This is a genomic window from Acinetobacter sp. NyZ410 (genome assembly GCF_022828975.1).
Classification (GTDB): domain Bacteria; phylum Pseudomonadota; class Gammaproteobacteria; order Pseudomonadales; family Moraxellaceae; genus Acinetobacter; species Acinetobacter guillouiae.
Map to the genome: position 1 here is coordinate 2325783 of NZ_CP094620.1, position 17936 is coordinate 2343718.

The following is a 17936-nucleotide window of genomic DNA, read 5'->3' on the forward strand; positions in this document are numbered from 1 at the left end:
CGCTTTATGGCTTCACACACATATAACTTTGCGGTTAAATGTGTGTTTTGATTCTATCAATAATACTTAGAGATGATGATGCAGAACACAGAAACAAATACCGCGTCACAACCAGCTCAAGCACCGAAAAAGCCTTTTTTAAAAGGGAATATGCCTTTGGTGATCGGTGGGGTTGTATTATGTGCTGGCAGTGTACTTTTAGGTTATACGGTTGGACATCGCCAAGGGCTAACGGTAGTCGGTTTTGATGCAGATGCAGAACAGTTGGTAGAAGTTGTGAAGCAACAAAAAACAACGCTGGCTAATTTAAATAAAAGCCTAAATGCTGCTGTACAGGAACGAGACGTGGCTGTTTCGAACTCTAACGATTTATTAGAGTCATTGAACAAAGCCAATGCTGAAAAATCACAAGTTGATGTGATGAGTGCGATTTATCGTGAAGTGTTAAAACAACGTGGCGGTTTGAGTTTAACCATTCAAAACTTGGCCGTTAAGCCATTACCAGAAAACGCTTATGAATATCAGCTTGATCTTATTCAAGTCAGTCCAAGACGTGCGACGGGTTCTGTTGAAATTCGTTTGATTAGCGGTACTGAGGTGTTAACAGTGCCAATGGCAGATGAGAATTATAACTTTACTGATTATGAGCGCTTAACTGGTCGTTGGACCATGCCTAAGGGCTTTAATCCACAATTTATCGAAATCCGTCTAAATGGTGCCACGCCAGTGGTTAAACGCTTTAGTTGGTCACGTGGGCAAGCTGTAGACAGTGCAGCAGCGTTTGCTGCAGAGGTTCCTCAAGCTGCGGCTAATTCTCAATAAATCATAAGTATTTTGAAAAATATGCGAACTAATAAACGTCAAATGAGTTTAAATGAAGTGAAATCATCATTCCGTGATTCAGGATTTATAGATTGGCACTTGAGTATTCGTATAAGTAATTCAGAAGATCCAAACCATCCAGACCATGATCAAGCAGATGTTGCAGTACAAACTGCACCACCTGAAGTGAAGCGACCACCGATGTATTCTGTCGTTTTATTGAACGATGATTACACTCCGATGGACTTTGTTATTGAAATTTTACAACAATACTTTGCTTTGAATCTTGACCAAGCCACTCAAGTAATGTTAACAGTACATTATGAAGGAAAAGGTGAAGCTGGTGTTTATCCAAGAGACATTGCGGAGACTAAAGCCAACCAAGTTAATAACTACGCTCGATCTCAAGGTCATCCATTGCTTTGTCAGATTGAGCCAAAAGAATAAGGGGGTTTCATGCTCAGTCGTCAATTAGAAGTTTCACTCCGTTTGGCTGTTAGCATGGCTCGTCAAAAGAGACATGAGTTTCTTACGGTTGAACATTTATTATTGGCTTTACTTGATAACGATTCAGCGGTAAATGCCTTAAAAGCATGCGGTGCTGAAATTATCAGTTTGCGCAAAGAGTTAGAGGAGTATGTAGAACAACATACCCCTAAACTAGGAGAAAACAACGACCAAGCCCCTCATCCAACTGAAAGTTTTGACCGTATCTTACAACGTGCAATTTTCCACGTTCAGTCAAGTGGCGGTGATCGCACAGTAGAGGGTGCAGATGTACTGGTTGCGATGTACTCTGAGCGAGATTCTTTTGCCGTTTATTTGCTAAAACGACATCAAATCAATCGTTTGACTTTAACCCAATATTTGTCACACGGTGCGCGTAAAGAAGAAATTCAAGTTGAAGAAGAATCTGATGATTTAGAAGGTGAATCAAATGCTTCAGCAAATGCTGGACCACTTGAACTTTATACTTTGAATTTGAATATTGAAGCGCAAAAAGGCAAAACTGATCCTTTAATCGGGCGTGAAAAAGAAATTGAACGAACTGCTCAAATTCTTTGCCGTCGACGTAAAAACAACCCATTGCTTGTGGGTGATCCTGGTGTGGGTAAAACATCCATTGCTGAAGGTCTGGCATGGTTGATTGTGAATGGTAAAGCACCTAAACCACTTGCGACTGCTGAAGTGTTTAGTTTAGACATTGGTGCATTGGTTGCAGGTACAAAATACCGTGGTGACTTTGAAAAACGCTTGAAACAGCTTCTCAATGCTTTGAAAAAGAAACCAGAAGCAATTTTATTTATTGATGAAATTCATATGATCATTGGTGCTGGCTCAAGTATGGGCAGTACCATGGATGCATCGAATTTAATCAAACCTGCGTTGGCGAATGGTAGTTTACGTTGTATTGGTTCAACCACTTTCCAAGAATATCGTCAAGTATTTGAAAAAGATCATGCACTATCACGTCGTTTCCAAAAAATTGATGTGAATGAGCCTTCTATTTCAGAGACAATTGATATTTTGCGTGGTTTGAAAAGCAAGTTTGAAGATTTCCATCATGTTAAATATGAAGATACTGCGCTAGTTTCAGCGGTTGAGTTGTCTGCTAAGTTTATTAATGATCGTTTCTTGCCAGATAAGGCGATTGATGTGATTGATGAAGCTGGTGCACAGCGTCGTTTAAAAGCTGAACAAGATGATACCTTGATTACAGTTGAAAATATCGAAGATATTATTTCGAAGATTGCACGTATCCCGCCAAAAACAGTATCTAAAGATGATAAATCGGTACTTGAATATCTAGAGCGTGATCTTAAACGTGTGGTATTTGGTCAAGATGAAGCGATTACAGCTTTGGCTTCTGCGATTAAACTGTCACGTGCAGGCTTGAAAGCGCCAGATAAACCAGTGGGTAGTTTTGTTTTTGCTGGTCCTACAGGTGTTGGTAAAACAGAAGTGACCAAGCAATTGGCAAAATTGTTGGGTGTAGAGCTTGTTCGTTTCGATATGTCTGAATATATGGAACGTCATGCGGTTTCTCGTTTGATTGGTGCGCCTCCAGGTTATGTTGGTTATGATCAAGGTGGTTTACTGACTGACGCGATTCATAAGAATCCGCACTGTGTCTTGTTATTAGATGAAATTGAAAAAGCACATCCAGATGTCTTTAACTTGTTATTACAAGTTATGGATCATGGTGCTTTAACCGATAACAATGGACGTAAGTCTGATTTCCGTAATGTGATTATTGTATTGACTACCAATATCGGTGCTGAAAGTATTTCTCGTAACAGTATCGGTTTTACTGAGCAAGACAATAGTAATGACAATCAAGAAGCGATGAAACGTGCATTTGCACCAGAGTTCCGCAATCGTTTAGATGGTGTAATTCAGTTTAAAGCATTGCCTACCACAGTGATTGAGTCTGTTGTTGATAAATTCTTAACCGAACTCCAAGCGCAGTTAGATGATAAAAAAGTGGTACTGGAAGTTGATCAATCTGCTCGCGATTGGATGGCTGAGAATGGCTATGACCGTTTAATGGGTGCTCGCCCAATGCAACGTTTGATTCAAGAACATTTGAAGAAACCACTTGCTGAGATGATTCTATTTGGTGAGCTTGCAGATCATGGTGGTAACGTTGCTGTCTCTGTGAAGAAAGAAAATGGTAAGGCGGTAGGGCTTACATTAGAAGTCTTTGAAGATCAGACTGCTGAACCAGCATAGTTGTGAATGAGCTTTAAAATAACCCGCATTGATTGCGGGTTATTTTTTTGAATTAGACGCTTATAAAATATCAATTTTCTTTAACCAAGTTAAGAATAATGTCGGCCATTGTGTTGTTTCAGTATTGGCTTTGCCTAAGCCCCAACCATGTCCACCATTTTTGAAAAGATGTAATTCATAAGCGATCTTGTGTTGCTGCAAAGCGGTTTGCATATTGAGGCTATTCTGAACAGGTGAAATCGGATCATCAATGGCGTGGGCTAAAAAGGTTGGAGGTGTATTCTGTTTGACTTGTAAATCTACTGAAAACAAGATTTGTTTGGCTAAATCATGTTTTGATCCAAATAAGCTTTTATAAGCATGGGTATGATCTAGCGGCGCTTGCATACTAATGATTGGATAGAGTAGCGCCACAAAATTAGGCCGAGCGGAAATTTGATCAATCGGATCATTTAAACTCGAAAATTGTTGTTGCCATTGTGTCGCAATGATTCCAGCTAAATGCCCACCTGCGGAGAAACCCAATACACCAATTTTGTCTGGATCAATGTTGAATTGATGTGCATGATAACGAATGATACGCAGGGCTCTTTGGCCATCTTGAAAGGGCGCAAGCAGATTATTGCCATCCTGATTAGGTAAGCGGTAGATTAATTCAAATACGGTAAATCCCTGTTCTTGTAAAAACTGTGCAGTTGGCGTGCTTTCTTTGGCCAATTCCTCTCTGGCATAACCCCCACCACTAATAACTAAAATAGCGATGTGATTGCTCTGTTTGGGGGAATATACGCGCAGTTGAGGAGAGGTGATATACTCAATAGCACCATGCTTATTTATCGTATATTGTTCACTGGATGGTGCCAGTGTTGCACTATTGGGCCACAGGGGAAGACTCAGTGTTGCTGCATCTACATTTTGGCTAAGCCAGAGGAAAATGAAGAAATTAAACACGAAATGATTTATTTTCATCCATAAAAAACCAAAAAATGTAGATGCTGATATTTTATCCTATTTTAAACAAGGCACATTCATCAACATATTTTAAAAATGTATGCTTTTGTGGATGAGGCAAACAACAACTACAATTTATAGATAAAAGCTTAGTTGTTTTAGTCTGCTCAAAATTTTATTGCTTAGCTCGTGTGAAAATCACATATACTCTAACTTCATGATTATTCTTTGAGTATCAATGGACATTGCATTTACTAAAATTTTAACTACGATTTTATTATTTCTTGTCACAGCTGTTGCAGAAATTTTAGGTTGTTATTTTCCTTATTTGATTCTGAATCAAAATAAAAGTCATTGGTTATGGATACCTACCGTTTTAAGTTTGGCGGTATTTGTTTGGCTATTAACCTTGCACCCGGCTGCTTCAGGGCGTATTTACGCCGCATATGGCGGTATCTATATCTTTAGTGCACTGATGTGGCTGAAATTTGTCGATCAAGTCAGCTTAACTCGCTGGGATTTGTTTGGTGGATGTATTGTAATCATTGGGGCTTTGGTGATTATTCTGCAACCGCAAGGTTTGATTCGTTAAGTCTCCAACAGCATTATTCTAACGTATCTTGTATTGTTTCAAGTTGATTGATCTTACATACTTTGGGAATTGCTTTACGATATGCAGCATAATCCTGTTTATATTGTTTAAACCATTTCTGATATTCAGGATTTAGCCTTAAATTGGCAAGATTGGGTTCATTTTCAAATGAGGATGGTTCTGTATTGTTCTCATCAGAAAATTCTAATTGTTTTAAGTAGGACAATGCTCGATCCGTTTGACCAAGCAGCGCATAGAATTCAGCGAGGAATTCCTTTTCTCGCTGAGTTTGCTTACGATTCTTATTCACCACAGCTTCAATTTTAGCCTGATTATCACGCAACCATTTTTCAGCAAGTTTCGGGTCTTCACGATAGAGATATTTAAAATACTGTTGCGCTAAAATAATAAAATTTCCTGCATCGAAAGCTTGATTGGGATCAGATAAATAGTGAAATAAAGGCTTTTTAAGTATATTGATGAGGCGTTTTTGCTCATTCTCATCACGATGATATTTCTGTAACAGCATCAGCTTGTCACTGAGTACAGCATAATAATTTTTCTCATACTCCTCATTGTCTGGTTGTAACTTCATTAAGGTCTCAAATAGTTGTTCAGCCTTTAGCAAATAGTTTAGACGTGGCGTTGGGTCTATGTTTTTCCGATAATACACCGACATTTGCGCGTAGAATAACCCTAAATTATTGATTGCGATTGTATCGTTAGGATCACGTTTTTTTAACGCAAAATACGCCTGCTCAGTAAGTTCTTGAAAAGGCTGAGAGAGCGTGGTGCAGTGTTGTTCAAGCAAATATTCAGCGTATCCAGAAGTCAGAATCGCATAGTTGTGTAAATAGACAGAATCGTTATATTCAATGTCTTTGGCTTTTAACAGTTTTTGCACATTGGGTTGGGCTTTCTGGATTTGAGCCTTAATCTGTGGTTCAAGTTTGGCTAGATTTTTGGTTGCCAATACTTGATCACTTAAATCTTCTATGGCTTGAATCTCATCATTGTTGATATCTGCATAGCTAATTGAAGCGTTGAGTGATAATAAAAAAATTAGAATTTTAATTTTCATTGTTGATTCTGCATTTATCTATTCTTTGAAATAATTGTATACAAGCCAAGGAAAAACATCAAAAGTTGTTCTATTGGAATTAAAAAAGCATCCAGTAAACTGAATGCTTTTTCTTTCTTAGCGGTCATCCATGACTATTGAATAGGTGGATGCTGTAATTGGTTTAACTCTTTTTTACTGAAACCTCTAGAGATAAGTACCTTTTTAATCCCAGTAATTACATCCTGATCTGTCGCTTTCATCAACGCTGATAAAAGTTGATCATTGGATTTACAAGAGCAATCATTTTCAACACATGCAATTTGATTTTTATGTTCATTTTGCAATGTATCTTCAGCCGTAAACAGCTTTTGCCAAAAACTCATAGAGCCTTCATACACAACCTAACATAGTTCGAAATATAGCCGTTTTTTAATAAAATACAAGATCTGAGCGAAATAGATGGTCGAGTTATAGGCTGATTTTTTCGATGATTTGATATGTTTTAAACGGTTTGTTAAAAGGCCATGTTTTAAATGATTTATAACTTAATGATATATCAATAAATAATTTAAAGAAGTAGCTGCCATGCTAATTTACATGGCAGTCTAATCTTGTAATAAATTGTTTAAATTTTTTCGAGAAGAACCCCAGATTCTACATGATGGGTGTAGGGGAATTGATCAAACATCGCAAATTTCACAATTTTATGGGTTTTAAGCAAGGTTTTTAAATTATCATGTAATGTGTCTGGATTGCATGAAATATAAAGAATACGTTGAAAACCTTGCAATAGCATTAAGGTATCGTCATCAATCCCTGCTCGTGGTGGATCAACAAAAACTGTATCAAACTCATAGCCCTGAATGTCTATTTCTGCTTCTTGTAAACGACGGAATTCACGTTCGCCGTTATAGGCCTGAGTAAACTCTTCTGCTGACAGGCGTGCAACTTGAATATTGTTGATCTGATTTTGTTGAATATTCCACTGTGCCGCATAGACCGAAGATTTCGCTAATTCAGTTGCCAAAACACGGTTAAAACTCAAAGATAAGGGAAGGGTAAAGTTACCATTACCACAGTACAATTCGAGTAAGTCTTTATTTTTACCTGCAACGGACTGACACGCCCATTGCAACATTTTTTGGCAAACTTGTGCATTGGGTTGAGTAAAGCTACTTTCAATTTGCTTATATTGAAATTTACGCTCAAAGACTTGTAATTCTTCAACAACAAATTCATCGGTTAAGACAACTTTTTGTCCGCGACTGCGACCAATGATTTTAACATTCAGCTTATCAGCCAATTGTTTTGCTAAAACTTCCCATTCTTCACTCAGTGGCGCACGGTAAATCAATGAAACCAGCATTTCGCCCTTGAGCGTTGCTAGAAAATGCACTTCAAAAAGCCGTTTTGATAAGATTGAATTGGCTTTTAGCTCAGCCAATAAAACTGGCATAAGCTGATTTATACTTTGATCTGCGATCGGAAATTCATCGATACGAGCAACAGTTTTTTGTTGATTTTCATCTCGTTCAAACATGGCATAGAACATATCATCTTCAGTATGCCAAATTCGGAATTCTGCACGCATACGGAAGTTTTGTTCAGGTGAAGCAAATACTTCTAACGAAGGTGGATTAAATTCTGCGAATTGAGTTTGGATTCGTTCAATTTTGGCATCAAGCTGTTGTTGATAAGATGAAGTCATATAAATCAGAAAAACATTGGAATTAAGCAGTAGCGATGGTATCAAAAATAGCACCAGATGGACACCAGATTGCAGTCCATCTTTGTCAATTTATTTAGATCGGTTTGTCTATTGAAATAATCCTAGGATTCTTTAATCAAAGTGACGATGAAGATAAGTTACTCAACACTTACTTAAGTGCTTAACCAAATAGTCAATAAAGACTCTTACCGCAGGGAGTAAGCCTCGGCGAGAAGGGTAAACAGCGTGAAAGATCCCGTGCGGTGCTTTCCATTCAGGTAAGACACGAACCAATTCACCTGTGGCGACAAAATCATTAGCAATCGTATCTGGAAGTAAAGCAATACCACAATTTTGACTGGCTAATTTTGCCAGCATCATTAAATCCGATCCCATGAGTATCGGGTTAACTTTAATTTTTTTCTGTTGATTTTCACTATCATGTAACACCATTTGTTGATCTAAGTGCTCATCAACCATACTTAAAATTCGGTGTTCAGATAAATCTTCTGGTTTTTTGAGCATACCAAATTCATTTAAATAGGCTTGGCTTGCAAGAAGGTGCTGTTCAATATGTCCAAACTTTCTCAGCACTAAGCTCGGGTCATCGTCCAGATTTGCGCGCACACGCAAGGCAACATCAAAACCTTCATTGATGATATCTACTCGACGATTACTGACTAAAAGTTGTACTCTGATTTCAGGATAAGTTTTTAAAAAGTCAGGAAGGATTTTTGACAATTCACTTTGCGCAACGGTCACAGGTACACTGACTTTAATCACACCACGTGGTTGTTCACTGAGATGATCGACCAGATCATGTGCTGATTGTGCTGCATTCATCATCACTTGGGCATGGCGGTAAATATTCATGCCAATGTCTGTAACTGCGAAATGACGTGAACTTCGTTGAATTAAACGAACCCCTAATTTTTCTTCTAAATTATATACACGGCGACTGAGCTTGGATTTAGGAATATCCGTTGCACGTTCAGCCGCACTAAATCCCCCATGCTCTACAACCAAACCAAAGCAGTAAAAGTCATCCAAATCAGTGAGCATAAATACATTCCATAATTGCAACAATGACGCACTATTAAACTTAATTGTTGCATCAAGTCAACTTGTTAATTGTGAAAATTTTCTAAGATTAGGCATTGCCTGTCATGAGAATATTTTGAACTTGCTTATATTCTTCTAATCTTAAAAGGTCTTTAGTGGTCGGATGTGGAATACGGGTGATATCCATGTTATCAGCAACATCTGCCAGTTTTACCACACGTGCAATTGGATTTTTTACTGCACGGTAGGCGGCTTCGATTCTAGATTCACCTTCTTTTTTGGTCAAGGCAACAACGGCATCGACAATTTCTTGACTAAAGCCAAGTGAGATTAAATCGACCACAGTGGTGTCGGTATCTTCTAAGATGTCGTGTAATACAGCAACAATCTGTTGATTGGGTGTTTTAACTTTGAACATCAACCTCAGAGGGTGAAAAATATAAGGCTGTTGCGCTTTATCTTTTTGGCCTGCGTGTTTACGAGCTGCTAAAGCAATCGCTTTTTCAATCGTTGACATAATATCCTTAGCTTTGTTTCGTGTATTTATAAAATATGAAAAGCAGTTTTAGATTTATCTAAAACGAGTGTTTAATTTCCCTAACTCGTTTAAAATACAATTTTATTCTGTTCCAAAGCGTATGCCATTTCAACTGATCACTTTAGAAAATTCTCAAGAAAATGTTACATGCCCACATTGCCAACATGCGGTCATTGATTGGAATGAAGAACAATATCTACAACCGTGTATACATACCTTGTTTATTGCGATGGATTTGGGCTTTGAATATATTTCCGATGAATTTGAAGCGACCATGCCCCGTAACGTCGATGAAATCCATGCTCATGATGATCAGGGATTGAATATTTTCAATGAATTATCTGAGAGTAATTATCCTCATTACCTGATTTATAAAACAAGCTTAGGTGTTGTAGGGGATCAAGATTTTTATCGTTATATTGGATTTAGCGCTTAAATTTTAAGATCGGTTGTCATTCATTTGTTTCTTTAGCCTATCCTTATTAAAAATGCTGTATAGGTATTAAAAATAGCGGAGTAGGCTTGTATTTTCTGTTGTAGGCGCTGTTCCTTTCATCTCCTACTGTTTGAGTTTTTTCATCACAATATAGAAGCTAAACTGCATTCTATAAATCTTCAACAAACTATTGTTTAACTTGAAATCGCGTTATTTTAAAAAAGTACTTTGTGATTGTTCAACTTCTGCCAATAACCATTCAACAAATTTAGCAATGAGAGGTGTTTGCTGTTGTTCTGCATAGACAAAATAATAGGCACGTGAACCTTTTAGCTTAATTTCTGAGGCGATAATTAAATCACCTGAGCGCAATTCTTTTTCCAGTAGTTTTTGTGGAATAAGTGCAACCCCCATATGATGTATGGCTGCCACCGCAAGCATCGAAAATAATTCATGCCGTTGTCCTTCTAATGCAAAAGGATGCTCATAACCAGAAACTTCAAACCACTCTTTCCAAATATAGGGGCGTGTGGTTTGTTGGAGTAAGGGCAGCGTGGCAATCTCTTCCGCCGTTAAGCTTCGACGTAAATCTCCGGAAGGCCCTCTTAGCTCTGGAAAATGCTTAAAAATTAACTCAGCAGAACACACAGGAACAACATCTTCATTCATTAAATAGTGGACTTTTGCACCTGGCCAATTTTCAATTTGCGCAGGTGTACCTGTATATATTGCTGCATCAAAAATATGCTCACTGAATAAAAAGGGTTTGGTACTGGTCTCTAAATGAATGGTAATTTCAGGGTATATTTCATTGAACTTATACAGTCGGGGTAACAGCCAGCGTGTTGCAAATGTCGGTACAACCCCTAATTTTAGCGTACCGCCTAAACCTTTATGGCTCATTAAATCGAGTGTGCTTTGCTCAATACCCAATAAATGAGCTTTGATGTTTTTATAATAATGTTCACCCGCTTGTGTTAATTCAACGCCATGCCGTGTTCTGTTAAATAGATTGAGTCCTAAAAAATCTTCGAGTTGTTGTACTTGGCGAGAGATGGCACTTTGAGTAAGATGCAGCTCTTGAGCTGCAAAGGTATAGCTTAGATGCTTGGCCGCCGCTTCAAAACATATCAATGATTGTAATGAGGGAATCATTCTACGCATATTCATTCCTTGAATATCAAAGTTTAGTTAAGACTAAATTTAATCTATTCATATCTAGCAAAAAGAACTTAAAGCAAAGCAGATGTATGTAATGAATCTTCCATCAAACCACTTGGTTTTATCTCGAATGGAAATTTATAAGAGGATGTAAAGATGATAAAAATCTGTTAAAAAGCCTCGTTTAATACCCGCATACTTGAACCGTAGTCATTGAGCGAGCCATATTATAAAAACACAAGATATGCGTAAATGGAATATCTGAGTGAGAATTAATCGTTTGAAAGTATGAATTTTCACACCTAACATCACTACTAAGACAACAAGATATGTTCAGCAAAGGATGCTATGAATCAAATGGTTAATTCTACAAAAACGGCACGCGTTCAATTTAACTGGCAAGACCCATTTTTATTGGAACAGCAACTCAGTTCTGAAGAACGCATGATTCGTGATGCTGCTTATGCCTATTCACAAGACAAACTGATGCCAAGAGTTTTGGAACAATTCCGCCATGAAAAAACAGATGCTTCTATTTTTCGTGAAATGGGTGAGCTAGGTTTGCTGGGACCGACAATCCCTGAAGAATACGGTGGTGCAGGTCTAAACTATGTCAGTTACGGTCTTATTGCCCGTGAAATTGAACGCGTAGATTCGGGTTATCGTTCAATGGCAAGTGTACAAAGCTCATTGGTGATGGTGCCTATCAATGAATTTGGTTCTGAAGAGCAAAAACAAAAGTACTTACCTAAATTAGCTACTGGCGAGTTTATTGGATGTTTTGGTTTAACAGAACCTGATCATGGTTCAGATCCAGGCAGTATGATCACCCGTGCCAAAAAGGTTGAAGGTGGTTATCGTCTAACTGGCGCAAAAATGTGGATTACCAATAGTCCAATCGCTGATGTATTTGTGGTCTGGGCCAAAGAAGTTTCTGCTGAAGGCAATGTCGGTGAAATTCGTGGTTTTATCCTAGAAAAAGGTTGGGAAGGACTTTCTGCGCCTGCGATTCATGGCAAAGTCGGTTTGCGTGCATCGATTACTGGTGAAATTGTGATGGACAATGTTTTTGTCCCTGAAGAAAATGCATTTCCTGAAATTCGTGGTTTGCGTGGACCATTTACTTGTTTAAATAGTGCACGTTACGGTATTGCATGGGGCGCGATGGGGGCGGCAGAGTTTTGCTGGCACACTGCACATCAATATACGATGGATCGTAAACAATTTGGACGCCCATTGGCTGCGAATCAATTGGTGCAAAAGAAACTTGCAGATATGCAAACTGAAATTGCTTTAGGGCTGCAAATCGCATTACGTTTTGGTCGTATGAAAGATGAAGGCATTGCTTCTGTTGAAGGCACTTCACTGATTAAACGCAACAATTGTGGTAAAGCTTTAGATATTGCGCGTGTTGCTCGAGACATGATGGGGGGTAATGGCATCAGTGATGAATTCGGTGTCGCTCGTCATTTAGTCAATCTGGAAGTGGTCAACACCTATGAAGGTACCCATGATGTACATGCCTTAATTCTCGGGCGTGCACAAACTGGTATTGCTGCCTTTAGTAACTAAAATCAACTGTTTTAAAACAGGGATGCTTAAATCTAGCATCCCTTGTAGGATTTTTTGCCTTAAATTTTATAAAAACTAAGGTAAAAATAAATCAATGATAAAAGGATTCATCGTGAAAAATATCTGATTATTCTTTTAACTCTCATACTTAACTCTAGATTGATGCAATAAAAATAACAAAGAAATAAGTAGAGAGAAAGATAAAAAGTGACCGATGACTCATTTGGGAAAATGAGGTAGAGGAAAAATGAACAATGATGTTCGATCAGTTACAACTTCAACAAAATTATCCATGCCATCCAATATTGGAACCTTTGAAAAAATAGGCCCAAATACTTGGAAATGGGCACTTTTATTCGCCTATTTCGCTATGGTCGTCGATGGCGTAGATATCATGTTGTTGTCCTATAGCTTAACCAGTTTAAAAGGTGAGTTTGCATTATCTACTTTTCAGGCTGGCGCCTTAGGCAGTGCCTCTCTGGCAGGTATGGGGATTGGTGGGATTCTAGGTGGATGGGCCTGTGATAAGTTTGGCCGCGTACGTACCATTGCCAATTCTGTATCGTTTTTCTCAGTTGCAACATGTTTGTTAGGCTTTACCCAAAGTTTTGAACAATTTATGGCATTACGATTTATTGGTGCACTAGGGATTGGGGCGCTTTATATGGCATGCAATACTCTTATGGCTGAATATGTTCCTACAACATATAGAACTACGGTATTGGGTACATTACAAACCGGGCAAACCGTTGGATATATTGTTGCTACATTATTAGCAGGTGCGATTATTCCTGATCATGGTTGGAGAGTCTTGTTTTTTATCACGGTTATTCCAGCATTCATCAATATTTTCTTGCAACGCTTTGTACCTGAACCAAAGTCTTGGCAGCTCAACAAAATCAATCAGCTTCAAGGCAAGAAACCAGTTGAAGCCACAGTTCCCGAGAAAGCAAAAAGTAGCAGTATTTATAAACAAATTTTTGCCAACTTTAAGCACCGTAAAATGTTTTTATTGTGGATGACTACGGCCTTCTTCTTACAATTTGGTTACTACGGAATCAACAATTGGATGCCAAGTTATCTAGAAACAGAAGTGCATATGAACTTTAAAAACATGACCAGTTATATGGTGGGTTCATATACAGCGATGATTCTAGGCAAGATCTTAGCGGGATATTTGGCAGATAAATTTAATCGTCGTGCAGTATTTGTGTTCGGTACCATAGCCAGCGCTGTCTTCTTACCTGTGATTATTATCTTTAATACACCAGACAATATTTTGTACTTATTGATCACTTTTGGTTTCTTATATGGCATTCCTTATGGCGTAAATGCGACCTATATGGCGGAATCATTTTCTACCGATGTCCGAGGTACAGCAATTGGTGGTGCATATAACATTGGGCGAGTAGGTGCAGCTATTGCCCCAGCAACCATTGGTTTCCTTGCTTCGGGAGGTACATTTATGACGGCATTTATCGTGATGGGCGCAGCTTACTTTGTTGCAGGGGTACTGCCTGGCTTATTTATCAAAGATCGTCAATATGACCCACAACAACAATAGTCAACGCTTGTTTAAACAGATTCAGTAAATCGTAAAATTGAGGAGTATTCACTTACTCCTGACATAGAGGTAAACATATGGGTGCATTACAAGGAATTCGAGTTTTAGATCTGAGTCGAGTACTGGCAGGTCCGTGGTGTGGACAAGTTCTTGCAGATCTAGGCGCCGAAGTGATTAAGATTGAACGCCCTAAAGTTGGTGATGACACCCGTATGTGGGGCCCGCCGTGGATGCTTGATCAACAGGGTAAAGCGACACGAGAATCTGGATACTATCAATCTGCGAATCGCAATAAATCCTCAGTGGCAATTGATATGGCAACGCAGGATGGGCAGCGATTACTACAACACATGGTGAAAACTGCAGATATTGTGATTGAAAACTTTAAAGCAGGTTCATTGAAAAAATATGGATTGGATTATGAAACCCTCAAGCATATTAATCCAAAATTGATCTATTGCTCTATCACTGGTTTTGGTCAAGATGGGCCACGTGCAGAAGAACCGGGTTATGACTTTATCATTCAAGGTATGTCTGGCTTGATGAGTATTACTGGCGAGAAAGAAGGAGAGTTAGGGGCAAGTTCACAAAAAGTTGGTGTGGCGGTGGTTGATATTCAGACTGGGCTATATGCAACAATTGCGATTCAGGCAGCACTGATTTCTCGTCAGCAAACAGGTGTTGGGCAGTATATTGATATGTCGTTGTTAGATGTACAGGTTGCTGGACTCGCCAACCAAGGTATGAACTATTTAAGTTCAGGTATCGCACCTCAACGAATGGGCAATCATCATCCCAATATTGTGCCTTATCAGACTTTTAAAGCGCGAGATAAGGAGTTTATTCTGGCCTGTGGCAATGATAAACAATTTAAAGATTTATGTATTGCGATTGGAAAACCTGAATTGTTAGATCAACCAAACTATCTCCGTAATCAAGATCGGGTGAAATATCGTCAAGAATTGGTTGCTTTGTTGTCTGAATATTTTTTATCAAATACCGCGAAGCATTGGGTCGATGCAATTCATGCGATGAAAGTACCTGTTGGCGTGATTAATTCAGTTGCAGATGCTTTAGATGAACCGCAAATTCAATATCGTAAAATGGTGGTCAATATTCCACATACAGATAATCCTGATTTTAATGTGATTGGCTCACCGATTAAAATGACAGGAACACCTGTTGAATATCGTAATGCACCGCCACGCTTAGGGGAGCATACCAAAGCGATTTTAGAAGAATTTTGTTCAGATGATGAATTGTTACAGTTAAAGCAACAAGGGGTTATTGAGGGTATTGGCTTATAGTCAGCTGATTTTAAAGAATATTGAAATCAACGCATAGGATCAATCAAAGTAATAGCTTGATTAGGGTGCTGCAATGCCGCATTAATCATTCAAACCCTCCTTTTTAAGGAGGGTTGTTATGAATTATTGATAATAACAATATGAAAGAATTACGCTGTAGTGGGAATAATCCGTTGTTGCATCAACACCTGTTGCGCAATATAAGGTTTTTCATCATCTTTAGGTTGAACTGCATGCCATTGATCATTGGCATCGAGTTCCCAAGCACGAATATTGTCCTTTAAATAACTGAGTAGCCCATATTCAATAATCTGTTTTTTAAGCTTTTTATCTTCAATTGGAAAGCAAGTTTCGACCCGAGAAAATAAGTTTCGACCCATCCAGTCAGCACTTGCGCAGTATAAGTCCTCATTGGCATCATTATAAAAATAATAAACACGAGTATGTTCTAGGAAGCGCCCGACAATAGAACGAACTTTAATATTTTCCGAAAGTCCTTCAATTTGTGGTCTTAAACAACAAATCGAACGAATAATCAGCTCTATTTTAACCCCAGCTTGAGATGCTTTATACAAAGCTGTAATCAGCTTAGGTTCAGTCAATGCATTGACTTTAATGATGATACGGGCTTTTTTACCCGCTTTTGCATGTGCTGTTTCTTGCTCAATCAAATGTAACAGCTGAGAGTGTAAGGTGAAGGGGGCATGAAAGAGTTTTTTTAACTTTAACAATTTACCCATACCTGTCAGCTCTTGGAAGATCTTATGTACGTCTTCACAAATTTCATCATTTGTAGTCAGTAAACCATAGTCGGTATACATCCGTGCATTTCCAGCATGGTAGTTGCCTGTGCCAAGGTGTACATAACGTTTAAGTTTGTCGATTTCACGTCGCACAATTAAAATCATTTTGGCATGGGTTTTATAACCGACAATACCATACACCACAACTGCGCCAGCTTCTTGTAGAAGATTTGCGACGATAATATTGGATTCTTCATCAAAACGCGCACGTAATTCGATAATCGCTGTAACTTCTTTCCCATTGCGAGCAGCTTCTGCCAGCACTTGTACAATTTCTGAGTCTGGACCACTACGATATAAAGTTTGTTTAATTGCTAAAACATTGGGGTCTTTTGCCGCTTCTTTGAGTAGATTGATAACGGGCTGGAAAGAATCAAATGGATGATGTAATAGCAAATCTTGCTTGCTTAGTATTTCAAATATTTTATTTGAATTTCTTAAGGCTTTGGGAATAACGGCTTGATACGGCTTAAACCTTAATTCTGGAATATCAAAATCAGTGATCAGACGTGTTAAATTGACAGGACCATTCACTTGATAAAGATGTTGTGGATCTAAATCAAATTGTTCTAGTAAATAATTATTAATTGAATTTGGGCAATTATCTGCGATTTCTAAACGAACTGCACGACCAAAACGACGTGAAGATAATTCATCTTTCAATGCGACTGCCAAATCATCGACATCTTCTGCCAACGTTAAGTCAGCATTACGGGTAACACGGAATTGATAGCATCCCGTTGCCGTCATGCCGGGGAATAAATCACTGATATGCTGTTGGATAATGGCTGACAATAAAATGTAATGTTCTGCGCCGTCTGTGAGCTCGTTTGGTAAGCGTACAACACGCGGTAAGGAACGAGGTGCGGGTACAATGGCCAGTTCAATCTGACGACCAAAAGCATCTTTTCCTTCTAAGGTGACAATAAAGTTTAAGCTTTTATTGACCAAACGCGGGAAAGGGTGAGCAGGATCTAAGCTAATTGGTGTTACAACAGGTTGTACTTGTTTAAAAAAGTAATTTTTAATCCATTCCGCGTGTTTTTCTAAAATATCATTATATTGGATGAATTTGACGCCATAGTTTTCTAACTCAGGCAATAACACATGGTTTAAGGTGTCGTATTGCTCTTGAATCGCAAGATGTGCGTTATGTGAAATTTGCTCAAGAATGACTTCGTTTGGAATACCATCTGGCGCTGTGGTAATGGTTTTGAAGTCCAGTTGTTTCATTAGTCCAGCGACACGAATTTCAAAAAACTCATCTAAATTACGTGAAAAAATAATGAGAAAATTCAATCGTTCAAGCAAAGGATGAGTTTCATCTTTTGCTTGGGCTAACACACGTTTATGAAATTCCAGTAAGGAAATTTCACGATTAATATAGCTGCTAGAGCTATGTTGAAATTCAGGCGTGGTTAAACTTTTTGAAGCGGGCATGATCTGCGTCATTTGAAACTGTCTTAACGACCTTGAAGGGCATAGTAAGTATTCTACATGACAAAATTGTTACAGATAGTTAAAATTTTGAAAATTGTCTTAATCTTAAACGATTAAAAAATATTAATTTTTTAATCGTTAGATCAACTTGAAAAAAAACCGAATCTGCTTAGACAAAATGTGA

General features: G+C 38.4%; 16 protein-coding genes. 8 read left to right on the top strand and 8 right to left on the bottom strand.

The annotated features are described in order from the left end of the window. Positions 1-78 precede the first annotated feature (78 nt). From MTO68_RS10915 to clpA, 3 genes are read left to right on the top strand one after another with little or no spacing between them, the layout of a single operon-like run. Entirely contained in the window at positions 79-822 is a 744-nt protein-coding gene (locus tag MTO68_RS10915; RefSeq protein WP_244015886.1) for a DUF6776 family protein, read from the top strand. A 21-nt stretch (positions 823-843) separates the two neighbouring features. Further along, positions 844-1269, top strand: a complete 426-nt coding sequence (clpS, locus tag MTO68_RS10920) for an ATP-dependent Clp protease adapter ClpS (RefSeq protein WP_004720737.1) — start codon at positions 844-846, stop codon at positions 1267-1269. 9 nt (positions 1270-1278) lie between these two features. Continuing rightward, positions 1279-3555, top strand: a complete 2277-nt coding sequence (gene clpA / locus MTO68_RS10925; RefSeq protein WP_004720735.1) for an ATP-dependent Clp protease ATP-binding subunit ClpA — start codon at positions 1279-1281, stop codon at positions 3553-3555. Positions 3556-3615: 60 nt separating this feature from the next. On the opposite strand, the gene MTO68_RS10930 is transcribed toward clpA, so the two are convergent. After that, complete coding sequence (locus tag MTO68_RS10930; protein WP_004821308.1) at positions 3616-4524, bottom strand: alpha/beta hydrolase; 909 nt, start codon at positions 4522-4524, stop codon at positions 3616-3618. A gap of 220 nt (positions 4525-4744) precedes the next feature. Here MTO68_RS10930 and MTO68_RS10935 point away from each other — a divergent pair, with 220 nt between their 5' ends. After that, complete coding sequence (locus tag MTO68_RS10935) at positions 4745-5098, top strand: YnfA family protein (RefSeq protein WP_004720731.1); 354 nt, start codon at positions 4745-4747, stop codon at positions 5096-5098. Positions 5099-5111: 13 nt separating this feature from the next. Here MTO68_RS10935 and MTO68_RS10940 read toward each other — a convergent pair whose 3' ends face one another. From MTO68_RS10940 to MTO68_RS10960, 5 genes are all read right to left on the bottom strand, one after another. Next, complete coding sequence (locus tag MTO68_RS10940; protein WP_244015887.1) at positions 5112-6179, bottom strand: hypothetical protein; 1068 nt, start codon at positions 6177-6179, stop codon at positions 5112-5114. 134 nt (positions 6180-6313) lie between these two features. Beyond that, complete coding sequence (locus MTO68_RS10945; RefSeq protein WP_004720727.1) at positions 6314-6544, bottom strand: hypothetical protein; 231 nt, start codon at positions 6542-6544, stop codon at positions 6314-6316. Positions 6545-6786: 242 nt separating this feature from the next. Further along, the gene (gene trmA, locus MTO68_RS10950; protein ID WP_244015888.1) at positions 6787-7869 is read right to left on the bottom strand and encodes a tRNA (uridine(54)-C5)-methyltransferase TrmA; all 1083 of its coding nucleotides are present in this window, start codon (positions 7867-7869) and stop codon (positions 6787-6789) included. Positions 7870-8031: 162 nt separating this feature from the next. After that, on the bottom strand, positions 8032-8931 hold the full coding sequence (locus MTO68_RS10955) for a LysR family transcriptional regulator (RefSeq protein ID WP_004821316.1): 900 nt from the start codon (positions 8929-8931) through the stop codon (positions 8032-8034). A gap of 88 nt (positions 8932-9019) precedes the next feature. Next, the gene (locus MTO68_RS10960; protein WP_004720720.1) at positions 9020-9448 is read right to left on the bottom strand and encodes an HD domain-containing protein; all 429 of its coding nucleotides are present in this window, start codon (positions 9446-9448) and stop codon (positions 9020-9022) included. Positions 9449-9569: 121 nt separating this feature from the next. Here MTO68_RS10960 and MTO68_RS10965 point away from each other — a divergent pair, with 121 nt between their 5' ends. Next, the gene (locus MTO68_RS10965) at positions 9570-9905 is read left to right on the top strand and encodes a hypothetical protein (protein ID WP_244015889.1); all 336 of its coding nucleotides are present in this window, start codon (positions 9570-9572) and stop codon (positions 9903-9905) included. 210 nt (positions 9906-10115) lie between these two features. Here MTO68_RS10965 and MTO68_RS10970 read toward each other — a convergent pair whose 3' ends face one another. Then, the gene (locus MTO68_RS10970) at positions 10116-11069 is read right to left on the bottom strand and encodes a LysR substrate-binding domain-containing protein (protein WP_151803114.1); all 954 of its coding nucleotides are present in this window, start codon (positions 11067-11069) and stop codon (positions 10116-10118) included. A 345-nt stretch (positions 11070-11414) separates the two neighbouring features. On the opposite strand from MTO68_RS10970, the gene MTO68_RS10975 reads away from it, so the two are divergent. The 3 genes from MTO68_RS10975 to MTO68_RS10985 all read left to right on the top strand — a co-directional run bounded on the left by MTO68_RS10975 (position 11415) and on the right by MTO68_RS10985 (position 15509). After that, a complete protein-coding gene (locus tag MTO68_RS10975; protein WP_004821319.1) occupies positions 11415-12638 on the top strand; it encodes an acyl-CoA dehydrogenase in 1224 nt (407 codons plus the stop codon). A 247-nt stretch (positions 12639-12885) separates the two neighbouring features. Next, complete coding sequence (locus MTO68_RS10980) at positions 12886-14202, top strand: MFS transporter (protein WP_244015890.1); 1317 nt, start codon at positions 12886-12888, stop codon at positions 14200-14202. Between the two features lie 77 nt (positions 14203-14279). Continuing rightward, positions 14280-15509 carry a CaiB/BaiF CoA-transferase family protein gene (locus tag MTO68_RS10985; protein WP_244015891.1) on the top strand — a complete coding sequence of 410 codons (1230 nt, stop codon included), beginning with the start codon at positions 14280-14282 and terminating at the stop codon, positions 15507-15509. A 149-nt stretch (positions 15510-15658) separates the two neighbouring features. On the opposite strand, the gene ppk1 is transcribed toward MTO68_RS10985, so the two are convergent. Beyond that, on the bottom strand, positions 15659-17764 hold the full coding sequence (gene ppk1 / locus MTO68_RS10990; protein ID WP_004821325.1) for a polyphosphate kinase 1: 2106 nt from the start codon (positions 17762-17764) through the stop codon (positions 15659-15661). Positions 17765-17936: the final 172 nt, after the last annotated feature.